The following is an 18,539-nucleotide window of genomic DNA, read 5'->3' as shown; positions in this document are numbered from 1 at the left end:
TTTAATTAATGATTTCAAGTTTGTTTTTCTACATTTTACAATTTGGAAACTTGGGAAAAATCTAGTTCAACTGGTGTTTCACGCCCAAACATATTGACGAGAACTTTGACTTTTTTTCTATCTGTATCGATTTCTTCGATAACGCCCGTGAAATTAGCAAACGGGCCGTCATTTACTTTTACCGTTTCTTTTAATTCAAAATCAACTTCCACACGAGCCTCTTCTATTCCCATGCGTTTGAAAATTGCCTGTACTTCTTCCGGCAAAAGCGGAGTTGGTTTAGATCCAGACCCTGCAGAGCCGACGAATCCGGTAACTCCGGGAGTGTTGCGAACCACATACCATGAATCATCCGTCATGATGAGCTCTACTAAAACATACCCAGGGAAAACCTTTTTTTTCGTCACTTTTTTCTTTCCGCTTTTCATATCCATTTCTTCTTCTTCAGGGACGATCACACGAAAAATTTTGTCCTGCATGCCCATTGACTCTACGCGTTTTTCTAAATTCGCTTTTACTTTATTTTCATAGCCGGAATATGTATGCACAACATACCAGTTCTTTTCCATATCAGAGGACCTTGTCCTTCCCTCCCCATTTCATTTTTAGGCAATGAAAAAACCCGTTTACCGGGTTTACTGACGGACTTATGAATAATATCTATTATATCATGGATAAAAGGCTTTTATTCAAGAATAAGCCTTAATAACTCAGAAATTCCTAAGTCGACAATAGCAAAAAATATAGCAAAAAAGGCTACCGTTGTAATGACCGTAATCGTATAGCGAACCAATTCCTTTCTTTTCGGCCAGCTGACCTTTTTCATTTCTTTTACGACATCTCGAAAAAATCCAGTCAAGCGCTGCATTTGTTTACCTCCAGAAATCCAAGAATCGTGCAATTTACTTTGTTTCCCGATGAGTGGTATGAGCTTGGCACGTTTTACAAAACTTTTTGATTTCCAACCGTTCTTCGGTCGCCTTTTTCATCGTTGAATAATTTCGGCTGCCGCATTGAGAACAAGCTAGAACTATTTTTTTCCTCATATTACACCTACCGATACTTACTCTATTAAACAGTAACATAATGGCAATTTTTATGTCAATGAGTTATGAAGTAAATTCCCTCAGCTCTAAGTATCTTTCTAGCTTTCTTTTCACCCGCTGCAAGGCATTGTCAATAGATTTTACATGCCTGTTTAATTCTTCTGAAATTTCTAAATAGGAACGACCTTCCAAATAAAGGGACAACACTTTCCGTTCAAGGTCAGATAATATTTCCCCCATTTTCAATTCTATATCATCAAACTTTTCCTGGTTAATGATGAGTTCTTCTGGGTCCATTACTTTTGCTCCAGATATTACATCCATCAGTGTGCGATCTGACTCTTCATCATAAATGGGTTTATCCAATGAAACATACGAGTTTAGAGGAATATGTTTTTGACGGGTAGCAGTTTTAATGGCAGTAATCATTTGGCGGGTAATGCACAACTCGGCAAAAGCCTTAAAGGAGGTAAGCTTGTCCTCTTTAAAGTCACGAATCGCTTTATATAATCCAATCATCCCCTCTTGAATTATATCCTCACGATCCGCCCCGATGAGGAAGTAGGATCTTGCCTTGGCCCGCACAAAGTTCCGGTATTTTGTGATCAAGAAATCCAATGCAGCGCTGTCGCCTTTGTGGACGAGCTCTACAATTTGTTCATCTTCAAGCTTCTGCAATTTTTTTATTTTTTCCCCCTTGTTGTCTTGAACACTCATGCAAATCACCCCGACCGCGCATACAATTATTAGAAATATTATACTGCAAGATTTCCATAAACGTCAACTTATGTCAAAATTACGATAAATCTCCTCTTCTCCATTTTTCGAACCTTTCGGCAACTTCATAAGAAAGGCGAATCTTCGAAGCGGGGCGCTCGCCCTGAATTTGCTGAATTTTTTTTCGAATGCTTTCTTCAATAGACACCACTTCGTTATATAGCTCGCGCGCCGATTTTCTCAAAGCTCCCTGGGAAAAAATCGTCCATTGTTCTATATAGTCGGACGTTGCTACATAAATTTTCGTCTTAATATTTTTTAATGTTTTGGCCAGCTTTTCAATCCGTTCATCAGCGGTTTCATTTTCTCTCGTGAAAATAATTTCCACGCGATTATCCAAATATTTTTTTTCAATTCCTTTCACTAAATGAGCATCAAAAACGACAATCACCTTCATCCCCGTGTATGCTTGATATTCGGCCATCTTGTTGATCAGGATCTTCCTTGCATCCTCCAAATTGTTTTCATCTTTTAATTTTTGCAGATCAGGCCAAGCACCAATAATGTTGTATCCATCGACTAATAAAATATCCATTGGCTACTCTCCTGATGGCCGCCGTTTACGAAAAACTTCATACATTAATAGACTGGCAGCAACGGAGGCGTTCAAAGAAGTAACATGACCAACCATCGGGATTTTCACAAGGAAGTCGCACTTTTCTTTTACTAAGCGGCTGATTCCTTTCCCTTCACTGCCGATTACTAATGCAACGGGCAGTTTCCCATCAATTGTCCGATAATCGTCTTCCCCTTTTGCATCAGTGCCGTAAATCCATATACCCCTGTTTTTCAGCTCGTCAATCGTGCGTGCCAAGTTTGTCACGCGGACTACGGGAACATATTCAATTGCTCCCGTTGACGTTTTTGCCACTACATTGGTTAAACCGACCGCCCGGTTCTTTGGAATAATAATGCCGTGTACTCCAGCAGCATCAGCTGTTCTCATAATCGAGCCGAGATTTGCCGGATTTTCAATTTCATCTAGAATCAGAAAAAAGGGCGCTTCCCCGCGTTCGTCAGACAATTTGAACAAATCTTCAAAATCCGTATACTTATATGCAGCAACTTGCGCAATGACTCCTTGGTGGCTGCCCGAAACGATCTGATCGAGCTTTTTCTTTGGAACGAATTGAACTGCTACCCCTTTATTTTTCGCCAGCATTATAATTTGCTGCGCTTGTTTAGTATATGAATTTTCCGCAATAAACACTTTGTTAATATCCCTGTTCGATTTCAATGCTTCGATAACCGAATTCTTCCCGTATATATATTCATCCGCCACGTTCAACTCCCCCTTTCTCGTATGTTGCAGCGATTGCAGCATCTATGACGTTGTTTAGCCGATCTTGATCACCTGTTAAAAAAAGATAGCCGATTAAAGATTCGAAAGCCGTGCTGTATCGGTATGTTTGTACATCGGTATTTTTCGGCACCGTGTTTGATTTGGCATTTCGCCCTCTTTTCATTATTTCCAGCTCTTCTTCATTGAAAAAGCCGTTGTCAGTTAATGTTTTTAAAATCGCTGCCTGCGCTTTGGCTGAAACAAACGACTTCGCCAATTTATGAAGCTGGCCCGGTTTGACAGTTCCTTTTGATAACAGATGATGCCTGACAAATACTTCATATACAGCATCGCCCATATATGCTAAAACAAGACCGTTAAGCTGCCGTGCTTCTTTTATTTTTTCAAGCTCAATCATATTTATCCTCTTTTCCACCTTGTTCCTTGAGGCGTATCTTCCAATATAATGTTCATTTCCTTGAGCTGATCTCGAATTTTGTCGGCTAAAGCAAAATTTCTTTCTTTTCTAGCTTGATTTCGCTCGTTTATCAGCCTTTCAATGTCTTCGTCCAGCAGCTCTTGAACATCAAATGTCAAACCTAATACATCGCCAAATTCATTAAATAGCTGCAAAAATGCCTTAATTACTTTTTCGGAGGTGTTTTTTCTTTCCAAATAATAGTTTGCATTTTTCACTAAATCGAAAATGACAGATATAGCATTCGCCGTATTGAAATCGTCGTCCATTTCATGAATAAATTCCTTCTTTAGCCGGCTGATTTCTTCCAGCCATTTTTCATCATCATCAGTGAGATTCGCACTACTTTCCAGCCGATGCTTTAAATTGATATATGAGGTGCGGATTCTTTCCAATCCGTTTTTTGTACTATCCAAAAGTTCTTTCGAATAATTGATAGGATGTCGGTAGTGTACAGACAGCATAAAAAATCGAAATACTTGTGGGTCATACTGCTTTAAAACGTCTTGAACAAGAATAAAATTTCCGAGTGATTTAGACATCTTCTCATTGTTGATATTAATATAACCGTTATGCATCCAATATTTCGCAAAAGGTTTGCCGGTAAGCGCTTCGGATTGTGCGATCTCATTTTCATGATGCGGAAAAGTTAAATCTTGGCCGCCTGCATGAATATCAATTGTATCCCCTAAATATTTTCTTGCCATTGCGGAGCATTCAATATGCCAGCCAGGACGTCCTTTTCCCCAAGGGCTATCCCATGAAATTTCCCCTTCTTTTGCTGCTTTCCAAAGTGCAAAATCAAGCGGATCTCTCTTTTTTTCGCCAATTTGTATTCTGGCACCGGCATGAAGCTCATCTATTGATTGATGCGAAAGCTTTCCGTATTCCTTAAAATACCGTGTTTTATAATACACATCTCCGTCGACTTCATAGGCATAATTTTTGTCAATGAGAGCTTGGATGAATTCAATGATTGTCTCCATATTTTCCGTCACACGAGGATGAACATCCGCTCTTTTGCATCCCAGTGCATCAATATCAGAAAAATAGGCCTTAATAAATCGTTCTGCAATCTCCGGAACCGTTTCGCCCAAATCATTTGCAGCTTTAATCAATTTATCATCCACATCGGTAAAATTCGACACATATTTCACATCGTACCCTCTGTACTCCAAATATCGACGAACTGTATCATATACAATGGCTGGTCTAGCATTTCCGATGTGAATATAGTTGTAAACGGTAGGACCGCAAACATACATCTTTACCTTGTTGTCCTCTAAAGGAATAAATTCTTCCTTTTTCCTGGATAATGTATTATAAATTTTGATACTCATTGAACGCCCTCCTTTTTTTTCAGATTATCTAATTCTGCCTTTAATTTTCCTATTTCTTTTTCAAGCTCTTTTAATTTATCTGAAATAGGATCCGGCAAATCTCTATGATTTAAATCTTTTCTCACCTTTTTCCCGTTTTGCACAACAACTCTCCCCGGAATGCCTACAACAGTCGAATTATCCGGAACATCGCGCAAAACGACGGAACCTGCGCCAATTTTCGAGTTTTCTCCAATCGTAATAGATCCTAATACCTTCGCGCCAGCTGCAATGAGAACATTATTTTTGATGGTAGGATGCCGTTTCCCCTTTTCTTTACCTGTTCCGCCTAATGTAACTCCTTGATATACAGTAACATTATCGCCAATTTCACAAGTCTCGCCAATAACGACACCCATGCCATGATCGATGAAAAAACGACGACCGATTTTGGCACCAGGGTGGATTTCAATTCCCGTGAAAAAACGGCTTATTTGCGAAATGACCCTGGCGATAAAGTATAATTTCCGTTTGTAAAACGCATGCGCCAACCGATGAGCCCATATGGCGTGAAGGCCTGAATAAGTTAAGATCACTTCTAAATAAGATCTCGCAGCAGGGTCTTGGTCAAAAACGACTTCCACATCTTCTTTTAATATTTTCCACATATTTTTCTCCCTCCCATAAAAAGTAATCATAATACCCCACTGAAAAAGAAATGCGCCTCTGTATAGATACAGAGACGCAAATAAGCGCGGTTCCACTCTGTTTAGGGAAAAGTATAGCTTTTCTTTTCCCTCAACTTTAACTCTTATAACGGTGAGTCTCCGCTTTTGTCTACTCCCGCTGGTTTCGACAAAAGACTCGAAGGGGCATTTCAGAAAGCGCGTGCTTAAACCTCTTTCAGCCAAAGGAGGTTCTCTCTGAAAAGCCGTTTGCTTTCTTACTTCTCCTTCTCAACGTTTTTCCGTCATCTGTTCATCAATACTATATTACAATTTTTTTAAAAAGTTAATCTAGTGCTTTTTCCAGCCTTGTGATAATCTTTTCTTTTCCTAAGAGCTCAAGGGCAAGCGGCAGCTCAGGACCGTGTGTCTGCCCGGTCGTCGCAACGCGAATCGGCATGAACAATTTTTTCCCCTTTTGACCTGTCGCCTTTTGAACTGACTTAATCGCTTTTTTGATTTCATCTGCTTTGAAATCTTGAATTGCTTTCACTTCTTCCAAAAATGCGCTTAACACGGAAGGAACTTGTTCTTCTTGAAGCACAAGCTTTCCTTCTTCATCGATCTCTATCTCTTCCTTAAAAAACATTTCGCTTAATTCGACAATTTCTGCACCGTAGCTCATTTGCTCTTGATACAGGGAAATGAGACGTTGCACCCAATCTCTTTCATCTTCTGACATATTTTCACTGATGCGCCCGGCTTTTACAAGGTGGGGCAGCGAAAGGTCGACTACTTTTTCGAGATCAAGCTTTTTCATGTACTGATTGTTCATCCATTTTAATTTCAGTGTATCGAAAACAGCAGGTGATTTTGATAATCGGTTTGGATCAAAAATTTTAATAAACTCTTCTTTGCTGAAAATCTCTTCTTCCCCAACAGGAGACCATCCTAACAAACCGATAAAATTAAAGAGCGCTTCAGGCAAATACCCTAATTCAGCATATTGTTCAATAAATTGAATGATGCTCTCATCACGCTTGCTTAATTTTTTTCTGTTTTCATTGACGATTAACGTCATATGACCAAAAACAGGCGGTTCCCATCCAAAAGCTTCATAAATCATCATTTGCTTCGGTGTATTGGAGATATGGTCTTCTCCGCGCAACACATGACTGATTTCCATTAAATGATCGTCGACGGCGACGGCAAAATTATAAGTCGGTGTTCCGTCTTTTTTCACGATGACAAAATCCCCAAAATCATCGGACTCAAAAGAAATATCTCCTTTTACGATATCGTTCCATTTATATATTTTTCCTTTTGGAACCCGGAAACGAATGCTTGGTTTCCGTCCTTCTTTTTCGAGTGCCTCTTGCTGTTCTTTAGAAAGGTGCGCGCATCTCCCTGAATATCTTGGCATTTCACCGCGATCGATTTGCGCTTGACGCTCGTTTTCAAGCTCCTCTTCCGTACAATAACATTTATACGCCAAGTCTCTTTCCAAGAGCTCTTCATAATATTTTTTATAAATGCTTGTCCGCTCCGATTGTCGATAAGGACCGTAATCTCCGCCCTTGTCTATGCTTTCGTCCCAATCAATTCCAAGCCATTTTAAATAAAAAAGCTGGCTTTGTTCTCCTCCTTCGATATTCCGCTTTTGATCGGTATCTTCAATTCGGATAATAAATTTCCCATTTTGGCTTCTAGCGAACAAATAATTAAATAATGCAGTGCGTGCGTTTCCAATATGTAAATGCCCTGTCGGACTCGGTGCATAGCGAACCCGTATTCCGTTGTCAGTCATATTTTGTCCCTCCAATAATCAAACCGTAATTCTTTAAAATATTGTACCACCAAACCATTAATGTTCAAAGATTACTTTTTCTTTTGCAATAAAACGATTGACTGTGCAGCGATTCCTTCCCCGCGTCCTGTAAACCCAAGCTCCTCCGTCGTCGTTGCTTTAACATTCACTTGGTCAAGTTCAGCCTCCAAGAGCTCCGCAATTCTAGTACGCATTTGATGGATGTAAGGCGCCATTTTTGGTTTTTGAGCAATAATTGTACAATCCGCATTGCCTAATATATAGCCTTTCTCCTTTACCAAGTTCCATACCTCTTGAAGCAATTTCGCCGAGTCAATATCTTTATATGCAGGATCCGTATCAGGAAAATGCTTGCCGATATCTCCTTCTCCAATCGCTCCCAAGCAGGCATCTGTCAATGCATGAAGAAGAACATCAGCATCAGAATGTCCAAGCAATCCTTTTTCATAAGGAATGTTGACTCCACCGATCACAAGCGGTTTTCCTTCTACAAGCTGATGAACATCAAAACCTTGTCCAATCCGAATCATTCCCTTTCCCCTCTTTCACTCTCTAAAATCGCACGGGCAAAAATCAAATCTTCAGGGGTTGTAAGCTTTATATTTGAATAATCCCCATGTACAATACAAACTTTTTCGCCAATTCTTTCTACAAGACTTGCATCGTCTGTTCCTACAAATTGATCCCTATTGGCCGCTTCATGAGCTTTTAATACGATGGAAAGACGAAAAGCTTGTGGCGTTTGAACTGCCCACAAGCTAGAACGTTCAACAGTATCAATGACTTCCATATTACGAACCCTTTTCACAGTATCCTTTACAGGAACGGCTACGACCGCTGCGCCCTCTAAATGAGCCTTTTCAACAAGCTGATGTATGGTTTCCCTGCGAATGAAAGGCCTTGCACCATCGTGAATTAATATTATACCATCTTCTTCAACGGCTTTTAACCCGTTGTAAACACTATATTGTCGTTCCTGTCCTCCGGGAACTAGTTTTTGCACTTTTTTTATTTTATATTTTTTCAGTAAAGAAAGAAATTCTTCACGCTCTTTCTCGTTTATGACTAGAACAATTTCGGTGCATTGAGGATCTTTTTCAAACACCATTAAAGTATGAACAATCACAGGTAAAGAATTAAGTTTGATAAACTGTTTATTTTTTCCTGCCCTCATTCTTTTCCCTTGCCCTGCAGCTGGTATAACAACCCGATATTCCATCTTCTTTCTCCCTTATTACAATGCTTTTTCCAGCAGCTTTGGCTTTGCAAAAATCATTCGTCCGGCAGATGTTTGAAGAACGCTTGTAACGAGAATATCAATATTTTTCCCGATATAGTCCCTTCCGTCCTCGACAACAATCATCGTGCCATCATCAAGATAAGCAACACCTTGGTTATGCTCTTTTCCATCCTTAATTACTTGGACATTTAACTCTTCCCCTGGTAGTACAATCGGTTTTACCGCATTGGCTAAATCGTTGATGTTCAAAACAGAGACGTTTTGGAGCTCACATACTTTATTTAAATTGAAATCGTTTGTGACCACAACGCCTTGAATGATTTTTGCCAGTTTTACAAGCTTGCTGTCGACTTCTTGTATATCTTCGAAGTCGCCTTCCCATATTTCCACTTGAATGTTCAGCTCTTTTTGGATTTTATTTAAAATATCCAGACCTCTTCTTCCTCGATTTCTTTTTAGCACATCTGAAGAATCCGCTATATGCTGAAGTTCCTCCAACACAAATTGAGGAATAATAATGGTCCCTTCTAAAAAACCTGTTTGACAAATATCTGCAATCCTGCCATCTATAATAACACTTGTATCTAATATTTTTAAGCTTTTCTTTTCAACATTTTCCTCTTCTTCTTGAGAGGCTTTCTTCTTGCTGATTCTTGCTGTAATCGAAAACAAGTTCAACAGTTCGTCGCGCTTTTTATATCCGATTTGAAAACCTAAATATCCTAAAATTATGGTTAAAAAGATCGGAACAATGTTATTGATAATTGGGTATGGAAGTTCAGATAATGAAATTCCAATCAAATAAGCAATAATCAGACCAAAAATTAATCCTAAACTGCCAAATAATACATCCGTAACCGGAGCTTTCACTAATTTCTCTTCTATAAATTTTATCCAATTCACCACATAATCCACTAGCCAGAAGGAGGTTATATAAAATAAAATTGCACCTAATATCGCCAATGTATATGGTGTCATCAGAAATGGAACATCATCAAGATTTAAGAGAAATAATAATTCCGGTATAAACAAAACACCTAACGTTCCGCCAACAAAAAAGAAAAATATTTGAACAATTCGTTTTAACATACCTCCACCTCCTTTATTTCATTATATACACTTTCAAACCTTTCAAACATCTAAAAACAAGGATTGTAAAAATATTGATAAATTACTGTAAAGGATGTGTTAGAGCTCCCTTGCAATGTTATACTGATCTTGGAGGCGCCTTAATCCTTCCTTAATTTTCCTCGCCCTAACTTCACCTATTCCTTCCACTTCATCAAGCTTTTCTACGGTAGCATTTGCAATTTGTTTCAAATTTTCAAAGGTTGTCACTAAATTTTCAATAATAACGGAAGGAAGCTTTGGTATTTTATGCAAAAACCGGTATCCTCGAGGAACAACAGGTTCATTCATATTGGTAAAATGGGGATATCCGAGCAGCTTCAATAAAACCGCATCATCTAATAATGCTGAGCTGGACAATTCTTGCAGCTGCTTTAATACAGGAATAGGATCATTCAGCCGCTCCATGCTGTAATCTTTGATAAGCAGAGCCGCTTCTTTTTCAATATCTGCTAAAAGCTCGGTCATCTGAAGCTGAATCAGCTGCCCTTCTGTACCGAGTTCGTAAATATAATTAATAATTTCACTCTTAATTCGTAGCACCATTTCTATTCTATGTAAAACTAGGATCACTTCATCGATCGTGACTAAATCTTCAAACTCTAAAGATCCTAAATTATTAATGGATTGGTCAGTGGCAGATTTATACTTTTCCAACGTCCGCAAAGCTTGATTGGCCTTCGTCAAAATGACGCCGATATCCCTCAAAGCATAGCGGGAATTGCCAAAATATAATGTGACGACATTTCTTCTTTCAGAAATAGCAATTACGAGATTTCCTGTTTGCTTTGCTACTCGTTCAGCTGTTCTATGCCTCATGCCTGTTTCTCTTACCTCTATGCTCGTATCCGGAACGAGCTGTGCGTTTGCGTATAAAATTTTTTGCCCTGAGTCGCTTAAAATAATGGCTCCATCCATTTTAGCTAGTTCATATAAATAGGCGGGGGAAAAAGGGCAATTGATATAAAATCCCCCGTCTACAATTTGTTTGATTTTTTCGTTATATCCTACCACAATTAGCCCCCCGGTCTTTGCGCGCAGCACGTTTTCAATTCCTTCCCGGATTGGTGTGCCTGGGGCTACAAATTGCAAGATTTCCTTAAGCGATTTTTCTTGTTTCATAGCTTATCCCCCTATTGCAAGTTCGAGCGCTTCTGAAATGTTTTGCACACCGACAATTTCTATATCTTCCGGCCATTTCCAACCGCCCAGATTGGCTTTCGGTAAAAAAATCCGCTTAAATCCCAGTTTGGCAGCTTCTTGTACACGCTGTTCAATTCGTGAAACCCTTCTAATTTCTCCTGTTAAACCAACCTCACCTACAAAAACATCATAAATGTTCGTCGGAACATCTTTAAAGCTTGAAGCTATACTGATGCAAATTGCCAAGTCAATTGAAGGCTCGTCTAATTTCACCCCGCCGGCAACTTTTAAATAGGCATCTTGGTTTTGGAGCAATAAACCAACACGTTTTTCCAATACCGCCATCAACAAAGAAACACGATTATGATCAATCCCATTTGCCATCCTTCTTGGGTTTCCAAAGCTTGTCGGGGTGATTAAAGCTTGTATTTCGACTAGAACAGGTCTTGTCCCTTCCATGGAAGCGACTACTGTTGAACCAGATGCCCCTTTTGCACGCTCTTCTAAAAACACTTCTGACGGGTTGAGCACTTCTTTAAGACCTGCTTCCTTCATTTCAAAAATTCCTATTTCGTTAGTGGATCCGAACCTGTTTTTAACTGCCCGTAAAATTCGGTACGTATGGTGTCGATCACCTTCAAAATACAATACAGTATCAACCATATGTTCTAAAATGCGCGGCCCTGCAATTGTGCCATCTTTTGTTACATGACCGACAATAAAAATCGGAATTCCTTTTGTCTTTGCCAATCTCATTAATTCAGCCGTACATTCTCGAACCTGAGATACGCTTCCAGGAGCAGAAGCAATTTCACTGTTATAAATCGTTTGAATGGAATCAATGATGACAAAAGCCGGTTCAGTTTCCATTATGGATTGAATGATGATTTCTAAGTCCGTTTCAGAAAGCACGAAAAGTCTTTCGCCTTTTACCCCGAGTCGGTCGGAGCGAAGTTTTGTCTGTTTTAAAGATTCTTCTCCCGAAATGTATAAAACATCGTTCCCTCTCTCTGCCAGCTGTGAGGAGACTTGCAATAAGAGAGTGGATTTTCCAATTCCAGGATCCCCTCCAATTAAAACGAGAGACCCTTTTACAATTCCGCCTCCCAATACGCGGTTAAACTCATGAAGTCCTGTAAGCATTCTAGGTTCTTGCGCAGCTTGGATTTGATGAATTGGAGAAGGTTTGCTGACAGTGGATGATTCGGAATGACTAAAAGCAATGCGGTGTTTTCCCTTTGGCTTGATAACTTCTTCAACCATTGAATTCCATGCGCCGCACCCTGGACATTTTCCCATCCATTTCGGCGATTCATATCCGCATGATTGACAAATATATTTTGATTTGATCTTTGACATTCGGTTATTCCCCACTTCGTTCAATCGATAAACGACAATATAATGAAAGAGAGGGGCATACGTGAAGCTGTATGCCCATTGGATTATTGAACCTTTTCTGCAGTTTTTACGACAAATTCATTATTTTGCACATCCAATACAACTTTTTGACCTTGCGAGATCGTGCCTTTCAATAATTCCTCTGATAAGCGATCTTCGACATATTTTTGAATCGCTCTCCGCAACGGACGCGCTCCATATTCTAAGTCAAAGCCTTCTTCAGCCAGCTTTTCTTTTGCACGATCCGTTAATTCGAGTTCTATATCCTGTTCTTTTAATCGTTTTGTCAGCTGATCCACCATCAGCGAAACAATTTCTTTCAAATGTTTTTTCTCTAAAGAGTGGAACACAATAATTTCGTCAATCCGGTTCAAAAATTCAGGACGAAATGCTTTTTTCAGTTCATCCATCACTTTGTTTTTCATATCTTTATAATTTTCATTTTCGTCTTGAACATTAAAGCCGACATATTTATTCCGTTTTAATTCGCTTGCCCCTACATTTGAAGTCATGATTAAAATCGTATTTCGAAAATCAACTGTGCGCCCTTTTGAGTCTGTGAGTCTTCCGTCTTCAAGCACCTGCAGCAAAATGTTAAACACATCTGGATGAGCTTTTTCAATTTCATCCAATAATACGACTGAGTATGGCTTGCGGCGCACTTTTTCCGTCAATTGTCCTCCCTCTTCATAGCCTACATATCCAGGAGGCGAACCAACGAGCCTTGACGTAGAATGCTTCTCCATATATTCTGACATATCGATTCGAATCATAGCATCTTCGTCACCAAACATTGCTTCAGCTAATGCACGGGCTAATTCCGTTTTCCCTACACCTGTCGGTCCTAAGAAGATAAATGAACCGATCGGACGCTTCGGATCTTTTAAGCCTGCACGTGCCCGTCTGACAGCTTTTGCGACTGCAGTGACAGCTTCTTCTTGACCAATAACGCGCGAGTGTAAAATTTCTTCGAGATTCAAAAGCCGCTCTGATTCTGTTTGGGCAAGTTTAACAACCGGAATTCCCGTCCAGCTTGAAACAACCATTGCAATATCCTCTACGGTCACTTCAGAATTTTCTTGACCTTGTTTTTCCTTCCATGATTTTTTCGTTTCCTCTAATTCCTCTCTGAGCCGCTGCTCTGTATCTCTTAATGAAGCTGCTTTTTCAAATTCTTGGCTTTGGACTGCAGCTTCTTTTTCTTTTCGCACTTCTTCTAATTTTTGCTCCAATTCCTTTAAATTCGGAGGTGTTGCAAATGAACGAAGACGGACTTTGGAGCCTGCTTCATCAATCAAGTCAATTGCTTTATCAGGCAGGAACCGATCGGAAATATACCGATCTGAAAGTTTAACAGCCGCTTCAATCGCCTCATCGGAAATGGATACCCGGTGGTGTGCTTCATATCGGTCTCTTAAGCCTCTTAAAATTTGAATGCTCTCTTCAATGGACGGTTCGTCGACTTGGATTGGCTGGAAGCGCCGTTCAAGTGCAGCATCCTTTTCAATATATTTACGGTATTCATCCAAAGTTGTTGCCCCAATACATTGCAATTCTCCCCGAGCCAAAGCAGGTTTTAAAATGTTGGAAGCATCAATTGCACCTTCCGCCCCGCCTGCGCCGATCAGTGTATGAAGCTCGTCAATAAATAAAATGATGTTTCCTGCTTGGCGAATTTCATCCATTACCTTTTTAAGGCGGTCCTCAAATTCCCCTCTATATTTTGTGCCAGCTACAACTGTTCCCATATCAAGGGTCATAACGCGCTTATCTCTCAAAATTTCAGGAACCTCATTATTCACAATTTGCTGAGCAAGTCCCTCTGCTATGGCAGTTTTCCCAACACCAGGTTCACCTATTAAAACAGGATTATTTTTTGTTCTTCGGCTCAAAACCTCGATGACACGCTGAATTTCTTTGCTTCGGCCGATGACTGGATCAAGTCCGCCCTCTCGTGCAACAGCCGTTAAGTCCCGCGCAAGACTATCAAGCGTCGGAGTATTTGCGTTTGTCATCGAACTTCCTTGATGGCTTGAGGATACTTCGTTGCTGCCTAACAACTGTAAAACTTGCTGACGCGCTTTGTTCAAGCTTACTCCGAGATTGTTTAAAACACGCGCAGCAACTCCCTCGCCTTCTCGAATTAATCCCAATAGGATATGTTCTGTTCCGACATAAGAATGTCCTAATTTTCTTGCTTCATCCATTGACAGTTCAATGACTTTCTTTGCTCTCGGTGTGTAATGGATCGTTTGCGAAATTTCTTGTCCCCGTCCTATCAGGCTTTCCACTTCATTTTGGATTTTTTCTGGACTTAATCCTAGAGCGTGAAGCGCTTTAGCGGCAATTCCTTCTCCTTCGCGCACGAGCCCAAGCAATATGTGCTCTGTGCCGATATTGTTATGTCCGAGGCGTACAGCTTCTTCCTGCGCTAAAGCAAGCACTTTTTGCGCCCGTTCCGTAAATCTCCCAAACATCATTGTTCATCATCCTCCCTTTGCTTCCTTTCTAATTGAAGCCTTTCACGAATTAATGTTGCCCTGCGAATATCCCGTTCATTCGGCCGTAGAACTCCTCCTGAATATTGTTGCAGAAATCCGGGCTGAATTAAAATCATAAGCTCATTTAAAACACTGCGTGGAACATTTTGAATAATTCCCAGGTCAATTCCTAAGCGCACATCTGATAAACATTGAATTGCTTCTTTCGATGGAATAATCCTGCTGTATTTGAGAGTGCCGTAGGAACGATATACACGGTCTTCTAGATGATGCGGATTCGTTTTATATAAAGCATCTCTTGCAGCCCGTTCTTGAGCAATTAATTGCCCGACAACACCTATTAAATCATCGACAATATCGTCTTCTGATTTACCTAGCGTAATTTGGTTCGAAATTTGGAATATATTACCTATCGCTTCACTTCCTTCTCCGTACCGACCTCTCACAACCAATCCTAATTGATTGATAGCAGGTATAATTTGGTTAATCTGCTGTGTTAAGACAAGTCCTGGAAGGTGCATCATCACGGAAGCCCGCAAGCCGGTACCGACATTTGTTGGACAGCTAGTTAAGTAGCCCCTATGTTCATCAAATGCATAATCTACTTTTTCCTCAATCCAATCGTCAAGATTCATTGCCATTTTCAACGCTTCTTTTAGCTGAAGGCCCGGGAACAAACATTGAATTCTAATATGATCCTCCTCGTTTATCATGATGCTCACTTCTTCGTTTTCAGATAAAAGGCACCCTCCAAGTGCTGATTCTTCCATTAAATAAGGACTAATCAAATGCTTCTCTACAAGTACGCGTTTTTGAATAGGCTGAAGTTCATTCATTTTCAGCAGCACGAATGTCCCTAAACCGTCAAACACTCTTTGTGAAAATGATTCTTCAAATGTATTTAAAACAGCCAAGGCTTCTTCATTCGACATAATGGTAGGGAAGCTGATATTTTCTATATTTCGCGCCAATCTGACTCGGCTGCTCAGCACAATATCGGAATCAGGTCCTTCTTGATTCATCCAAGGGCTCATGGCTGAACGAATAAATTTTTGAAAGGACATGTCATACTCCCCTTTCGTTCCGTCCATTTATCTTCGCTTCAATGGACCGAATTTCATCCCGAACTTGAGCTGCTCTTTCGAATTCCTCTTTCGCAATTAATTCTTGCAGTTCCTGTTTAAGCATTTTCAGGCGCTTTTTCAAATGAATACTTCCACCGGTCCGTTTCGGTACTTTACCGCCGTGAGTTGTATTCCCGCCATGAACACGTTTTAAAATCGGGGTAATTTGGTGATAAAACGTTTTGTAACAATGGGAGCACCCGAATTTACCAATTTTCGTAAATTGATCAAACGTCATATTACATTTCTCACATTGAATGACCTGATTTTTCTTGAAAACATTTTGCCCTTGGCTGCTAATGGCGCTGTCCATATTTAATAATCCGGACAATAAGTTGTTTATAGAAAAGCCTGGATTCATATTGAATATGAATACATCACTTTTTTCCTGTGCACATTTTTCACATATATGCACTTCAGTCTTTTCGCCGTTGATGATTTTTGTAAAGTGGAAAGTAGCGGGCCTTTCATGACATTCTTGACAAATCATCGTCCATCACATCCTCACTTGTATTTTAACGAGGTGAGCATCGCCTTCATCATCCTTGCCCTCAATTCGTCTCGATCAGGCAAATCAATATATAAAACAGACCGATCAATTACGCTCAACATAATTTTCGCTTCTCTTTCTGAAATAACCTCTTCATCAGCCAATCTCAAAATAATATCCTCCGCCGACGATTGTGACAGCCTTTTACCAATGGCATTTAAAATTTGATTGATCAGCTGGATACGGTCATTGATTCGAATTTTCATAATTCGGATATAACCGCCTCCACCCCTTTTGCTTTCGACAATGTAACCCCGTTCAATTGTAAAACGAGTGTTGATCACGTAATTGATTTGCGATGGAACACATTGAAATTTATCCGCAATTTCACTTCTTTTAATTTCAACAATTTCTTTTCCGCTTGAATCTAATACATGCTTTAAATATTGCTCGATAATATCAGATATATTCCGCACCTCGAAAAACACCTCCTTCAACTTTTTGATTGGAATTGCAAAACGCTCAAGAAATGTGCAATATCCTTGAGGGATAGGAGGCAAGATGTTTACGTAATGCTTATTTCCTAAACGATAACAACTAGTCACTTGACTTTGACTATATTTGACCTTAATTATAATATAAATTTTTTTTTGTGTCATTTCAACAAAAAAGCTCACTAATAATATTGCCCTTTACAATATGGAAAAAACCCGCTCTTTAAAAAACTTTTTTAACTTCTTGAAATTTCAATAATTCGTTTATGATTTCAGGCATTTCATCTTTTGGAAGGCCAATTTCAAGTAAATATGAACGCTTCGCATGTTTAGTTTCTTTTGGCTTTGACAATGTAAAATGAATTTTATAAACAGAAATATTTAATTGTTCAAGTTTCCGAGTAAATTCCACCAAATCATCTTCTGGAAGATTAACTTGTATCCATTTTTTGCTTGACTTCTCAGCAAAAAAAGCCTCCACCTTATTGAGAAAGATCAAACTCAACAATACAATCAAGGTAGAAAAAATCGCCAACGGATACATTCCTGCCCCAACAACAAGGCCAAGTCCTGCAACAACCCAAATCGAGGCTGCCGTCGTTAATCCTCTTACCGTAACCCCTCTCACTAATATCGTTCCAGCACCTAAAAAACCAATGCCGCTAATGACATAAGAAGGAATTCTTGCTGGGTCAAAACGAATATTTTCATAACGATCCATATATTCTTCAAAGCCATAAAGAGACAGCAGCATCATCATGCAGGAGCCGACACCAACTAACAAATGCGTGCGAAAGCCTGCTGGATGCCGTTTAAATTCTCGTTCAAGGCCGATAAATCCACTTAAAATGACTGCTAAAACAATGCGAATCAACATAATTTGCCATTCCTCAGGCATTATCATTCCTCCTTACCATCCAAATGACTTTTTCTGTTTTGGCCATATATGAATTTTGAAATGATACAGTATTATACTTTCCCATTATATGCGATGAACAGTGCTCAATATTCAATCGTTCTTGAGTATGAGCCTAAGAGCGATATGAAACAAAAAAGCACATTTAGAGCTGGCTTTTAAATCAAACGAAGCTTTCACTGCTCATATGCTTCAAGAATGGAACAGTTTATGTTTCTAAAGTAGCGATCAATTAATTATACTCCGATTGAAGGTTTTAAAGAAAGCGAGCTTGATTGCAATAGCTGTGGAGGATCTTCAGAAGAAGCGAGCTCTTAGTTGTTCGTAAATTTGTCGTTTTTGTTCGTTCTGTTTTAAGCTGTTTCTTCTGTTTGTTGTATATTTCCATTTACAAGAGGATAAAAGAGGCTTGAGCTTCTCAAACCGCATTGCAGCGAATAATTGTTTCGTCCATACTTTTTTACATGGATAAGCAAATCTCGCCTCCATCGCTTTTATCAGATTAATTAAAACGGTTTGCATCATTCAAATCAATTAAAGATGTTTTTGTAACAGCAAAAATATCCATTTCGGCTTTCGACAATTTTCTCGAAAAATTGGCTTTTTTTCTTAATTTTTCATTTTATGATCATAACGGAAAGTATTGCAACGGAAAAACATCACAAAAAACAAAAAAAGAAGCCGATTCCTCCACCGCCTTCGCTATACAC

General features: G+C 39.5%; 20 protein-coding genes and 1 other annotated feature. All 20 genes read right to left on the bottom strand.

Features of this window, described 5'->3' with window-relative positions; genetic code table 11:
* Window positions 1-35 precede the first annotated feature (35 nt).
* Window positions 36-569, bottom strand: coding sequence for a transcription termination/antitermination protein NusG (nusG, locus tag NSR00_RS12985; RefSeq protein ID WP_063387144.1), 534 nt, complete (start codon window positions 567-569; stop codon window positions 36-38).
* A 116-nt stretch (window positions 570-685) separates the two neighbouring features.
* Window positions 686-868 carry a preprotein translocase subunit SecE gene (gene secE / locus NSR00_RS12980; RefSeq protein ID WP_063387143.1) on the bottom strand — a complete coding sequence of 61 codons (183 nt, stop codon included), beginning with the start codon at window positions 866-868 and terminating at the stop codon, window positions 686-688.
* 34 nt (window positions 869-902) lie between these two features.
* On the bottom strand, window positions 903-1,046 hold the full coding sequence (gene rpmG / locus NSR00_RS12975) for a 50S ribosomal protein L33 (protein ID WP_082829425.1): 144 nt from the start codon (window positions 1,044-1,046) through the stop codon (window positions 903-905).
* A 63-nt stretch (window positions 1,047-1,109) separates the two neighbouring features.
* Window positions 1,110-1,763: an RNA polymerase sporulation sigma factor SigH gene (gene sigH, locus NSR00_RS12970; RefSeq protein WP_063387142.1), complete on the bottom strand. Its 654-nt coding sequence runs from the start codon at window positions 1,761-1,763 to the stop codon at window positions 1,110-1,112.
* A gap of 79 nt (window positions 1,764-1,842) precedes the next feature.
* Complete coding sequence (locus NSR00_RS12965; RefSeq protein ID WP_063387141.1) at window positions 1,843-2,358, bottom strand: NYN domain-containing protein; 516 nt, start codon at window positions 2,356-2,358, stop codon at window positions 1,843-1,845.
* Window positions 2,359-2,361: 3 nt separating this feature from the next.
* Window positions 2,362-3,147, bottom strand: a complete 786-nt coding sequence (gene rlmB / locus NSR00_RS12960) for a 23S rRNA (guanosine(2251)-2'-O)-methyltransferase RlmB (RefSeq protein WP_063387140.1) — start codon at window positions 3,145-3,147, stop codon at window positions 2,362-2,364.
* Window positions 3,095-3,523: a Mini-ribonuclease 3 gene (locus tag NSR00_RS12955; RefSeq protein ID WP_066247904.1), complete on the bottom strand. Its 429-nt coding sequence runs from the start codon at window positions 3,521-3,523 to the stop codon at window positions 3,095-3,097. Before NSR00_RS12955 ends, rlmB begins: the two co-directional genes overlap by 53 nt.
* A 2-nt stretch (window positions 3,524-3,525) precedes the next feature.
* Window positions 3,526-4,923, bottom strand: a complete 1,398-nt coding sequence (gene cysS, locus NSR00_RS12950) for a cysteine--tRNA ligase (RefSeq protein WP_066247902.1) — start codon at window positions 4,921-4,923, stop codon at window positions 3,526-3,528.
* The gene (gene cysE / locus NSR00_RS12945) at window positions 4,920-5,600 is read right to left on the bottom strand and encodes a serine O-acetyltransferase (protein ID WP_082829424.1); all 681 of its coding nucleotides are present in this window, start codon (window positions 5,598-5,600) and stop codon (window positions 4,920-4,922) included. Before cysE ends, cysS begins: the two co-directional genes overlap by 4 nt.
* 37 nt (window positions 5,601-5,637) lie before the next feature.
* Window positions 5,638-5,871, bottom strand: a binding site (T-box leader).
* A gap of 42 nt (window positions 5,872-5,913) precedes the next feature.
* On the bottom strand, window positions 5,914-7,374 hold the full coding sequence (gltX, locus tag NSR00_RS12940) for a glutamate--tRNA ligase (RefSeq protein WP_340789364.1): 1,461 nt from the start codon (window positions 7,372-7,374) through the stop codon (window positions 5,914-5,916).
* 71 nt (window positions 7,375-7,445) lie between these two features.
* Window positions 7,446-7,925 carry a 2-C-methyl-D-erythritol 2,4-cyclodiphosphate synthase gene (ispF, locus tag NSR00_RS12935; protein ID WP_063387135.1) on the bottom strand — a complete coding sequence of 160 codons (480 nt, stop codon included), beginning with the start codon at window positions 7,923-7,925 and terminating at the stop codon, window positions 7,446-7,448.
* Window positions 7,922-8,614 carry a 2-C-methyl-D-erythritol 4-phosphate cytidylyltransferase gene (ispD, locus tag NSR00_RS12930; RefSeq protein WP_063387134.1) on the bottom strand — a complete coding sequence of 231 codons (693 nt, stop codon included), beginning with the start codon at window positions 8,612-8,614 and terminating at the stop codon, window positions 7,922-7,924. Before ispD ends, ispF begins: the two co-directional genes overlap by 4 nt.
* Before the next feature lie 15 nt (window positions 8,615-8,629).
* Window positions 8,630-9,724, bottom strand: a complete 1,095-nt coding sequence (locus tag NSR00_RS12925) for a PIN/TRAM domain-containing protein (protein ID WP_340789363.1) — start codon at window positions 9,722-9,724, stop codon at window positions 8,630-8,632.
* 99 nt (window positions 9,725-9,823) lie between these two features.
* Entirely contained in the window at window positions 9,824-10,885 is a 1,062-nt protein-coding gene (disA, locus tag NSR00_RS12920) for a DNA integrity scanning diadenylate cyclase DisA (protein ID WP_340789362.1), read from the bottom strand.
* 3 nt (window positions 10,886-10,888) lie between these two features.
* A complete protein-coding gene (radA, locus tag NSR00_RS12915; protein ID WP_066247898.1) occupies window positions 10,889-12,265 on the bottom strand; it encodes a DNA repair protein RadA in 1,377 nt (458 codons plus the stop codon).
* 83 nt (window positions 12,266-12,348) lie between these two features.
* Window positions 12,349-14,784: an ATP-dependent protease ATP-binding subunit ClpC gene (gene clpC / locus NSR00_RS12910; protein WP_340789360.1), complete on the bottom strand. Its 2,436-nt coding sequence runs from the start codon at window positions 14,782-14,784 to the stop codon at window positions 12,349-12,351.
* The gene (locus NSR00_RS12905; RefSeq protein WP_063387129.1) at window positions 14,781-15,869 is read right to left on the bottom strand and encodes a protein arginine kinase; all 1,089 of its coding nucleotides are present in this window, start codon (window positions 15,867-15,869) and stop codon (window positions 14,781-14,783) included. Before NSR00_RS12905 ends, clpC begins: the two co-directional genes overlap by 4 nt.
* A gap of 1 nt (window position 15,870) precedes the next feature.
* A complete protein-coding gene (locus NSR00_RS12900; protein WP_063387128.1) occupies window positions 15,871-16,419 on the bottom strand; it encodes a UvrB/UvrC motif-containing protein in 549 nt (182 codons plus the stop codon).
* 14 nt (window positions 16,420-16,433) lie between these two features.
* Window positions 16,434-16,895: a CtsR family transcriptional regulator gene (locus NSR00_RS12895; protein ID WP_063387474.1), complete on the bottom strand. Its 462-nt coding sequence runs from the start codon at window positions 16,893-16,895 to the stop codon at window positions 16,434-16,436.
* A gap of 241 nt (window positions 16,896-17,136) precedes the next feature.
* A complete protein-coding gene (locus NSR00_RS12890; RefSeq protein WP_242513753.1) occupies window positions 17,137-17,811 on the bottom strand; it encodes an MgtC/SapB family protein in 675 nt (224 codons plus the stop codon).
* Window positions 17,812-18,539: the final 728 nt, after the last annotated feature.

This window comes from Aeribacillus sp. FSL K6-8394 (assembly GCF_038008865.1).
Classification (GTDB): domain Bacteria; phylum Bacillota; class Bacilli; order Bacillales; family Aeribacillaceae; genus Aeribacillus; species Aeribacillus composti.
This window is presented reverse-complemented; position numbering and strand designations above follow the sequence as displayed.

Bases quoted from the DNA above. Each gene is read 5' to 3' on its own strand.
- NSR00_RS12925 (WP_340789363.1), bottom strand. From the start codon at position 9,724: ATGTTAAAACGAATTGTTCAAATATTTTTCTTTTTTGTTGGCGGAACG.
- secE (WP_063387143.1), bottom strand. From the start codon at position 868: ATGCAGCGCTTGACTGGATTTTTTCGAGATGTCGTAAAAGAAATGAAA.
- NSR00_RS12890 (WP_242513753.1), bottom strand. From the start codon at position 17,811: ATGCCTGAGGAATGGCAAATTATGTTGATTCGCATTGTTTTAGCAGTC.
- ispF (WP_063387135.1), bottom strand. From the start codon at position 7,925: ATGATTCGGATTGGACAAGGTTTTGATGTTCATCAGCTTGTAGAAGGA.
- cysE (WP_082829424.1), bottom strand. From the start codon at position 5,600: ATGATTACTTTTTATGGGAGGGAGAAAAATATGTGGAAAATATTAAAA.
- clpC (WP_340789360.1), bottom strand. From the start codon at position 14,784: ATGATGTTTGGGAGATTTACGGAACGGGCGCAAAAAGTGCTTGCTTTA.
- sigH (WP_063387142.1), bottom strand. From the start codon at position 1,763: ATGAGTGTTCAAGACAACAAGGGGGAAAAAATAAAAAAATTGCAGAAG.
- rlmB (WP_063387140.1), bottom strand. From the start codon at position 3,147: ATGCTGCAATCGCTGCAACATACGAGAAAGGGGGAGTTGAACGTGGCG.
- rpmG (WP_082829425.1), bottom strand. From the start codon at position 1,046: ATGAGGAAAAAAATAGTTCTAGCTTGTTCTCAATGCGGCAGCCGAAAT.
- NSR00_RS12955 (WP_066247904.1), bottom strand. From the start codon at position 3,523: ATGATTGAGCTTGAAAAAATAAAAGAAGCACGGCAGCTTAACGGTCTT.
- ispD (WP_063387134.1), bottom strand. From the start codon at position 8,614: ATGGAATATCGGGTTGTTATACCAGCTGCAGGGCAAGGGAAAAGAATG.
- gltX (WP_340789364.1), bottom strand. From the start codon at position 7,374: ATGACTGACAACGGAATACGGGTTCGCTATGCACCGAGTCCGACAGGG.
- NSR00_RS12905 (WP_063387129.1), bottom strand. From the start codon at position 15,869: ATGTCCTTTCAAAAATTTATTCGTTCAGCCATGAGCCCTTGGATGAAT.
- radA (WP_066247898.1), bottom strand. From the start codon at position 12,265: ATGTCAAAGATCAAATCAAAATATATTTGTCAATCATGCGGATATGAA.
- disA (WP_340789362.1), bottom strand. From the start codon at position 10,885: ATGAAACAAGAAAAATCGCTTAAGGAAATCTTGCAATTTGTAGCCCCA.
- cysS (WP_066247902.1), bottom strand. From the start codon at position 4,923: ATGAGTATCAAAATTTATAATACATTATCCAGGAAAAAGGAAGAATTT.
- nusG (WP_063387144.1), bottom strand. From the start codon at position 569: ATGGAAAAGAACTGGTATGTTGTGCATACATATTCCGGCTATGAAAAT.
- NSR00_RS12900 (WP_063387128.1), bottom strand. From the start codon at position 16,419: ATGATTTGTCAAGAATGTCATGAAAGGCCCGCTACTTTCCACTTTACA.
- NSR00_RS12965 (WP_063387141.1), bottom strand. From the start codon at position 2,358: ATGGATATTTTATTAGTCGATGGATACAACATTATTGGTGCTTGGCCT.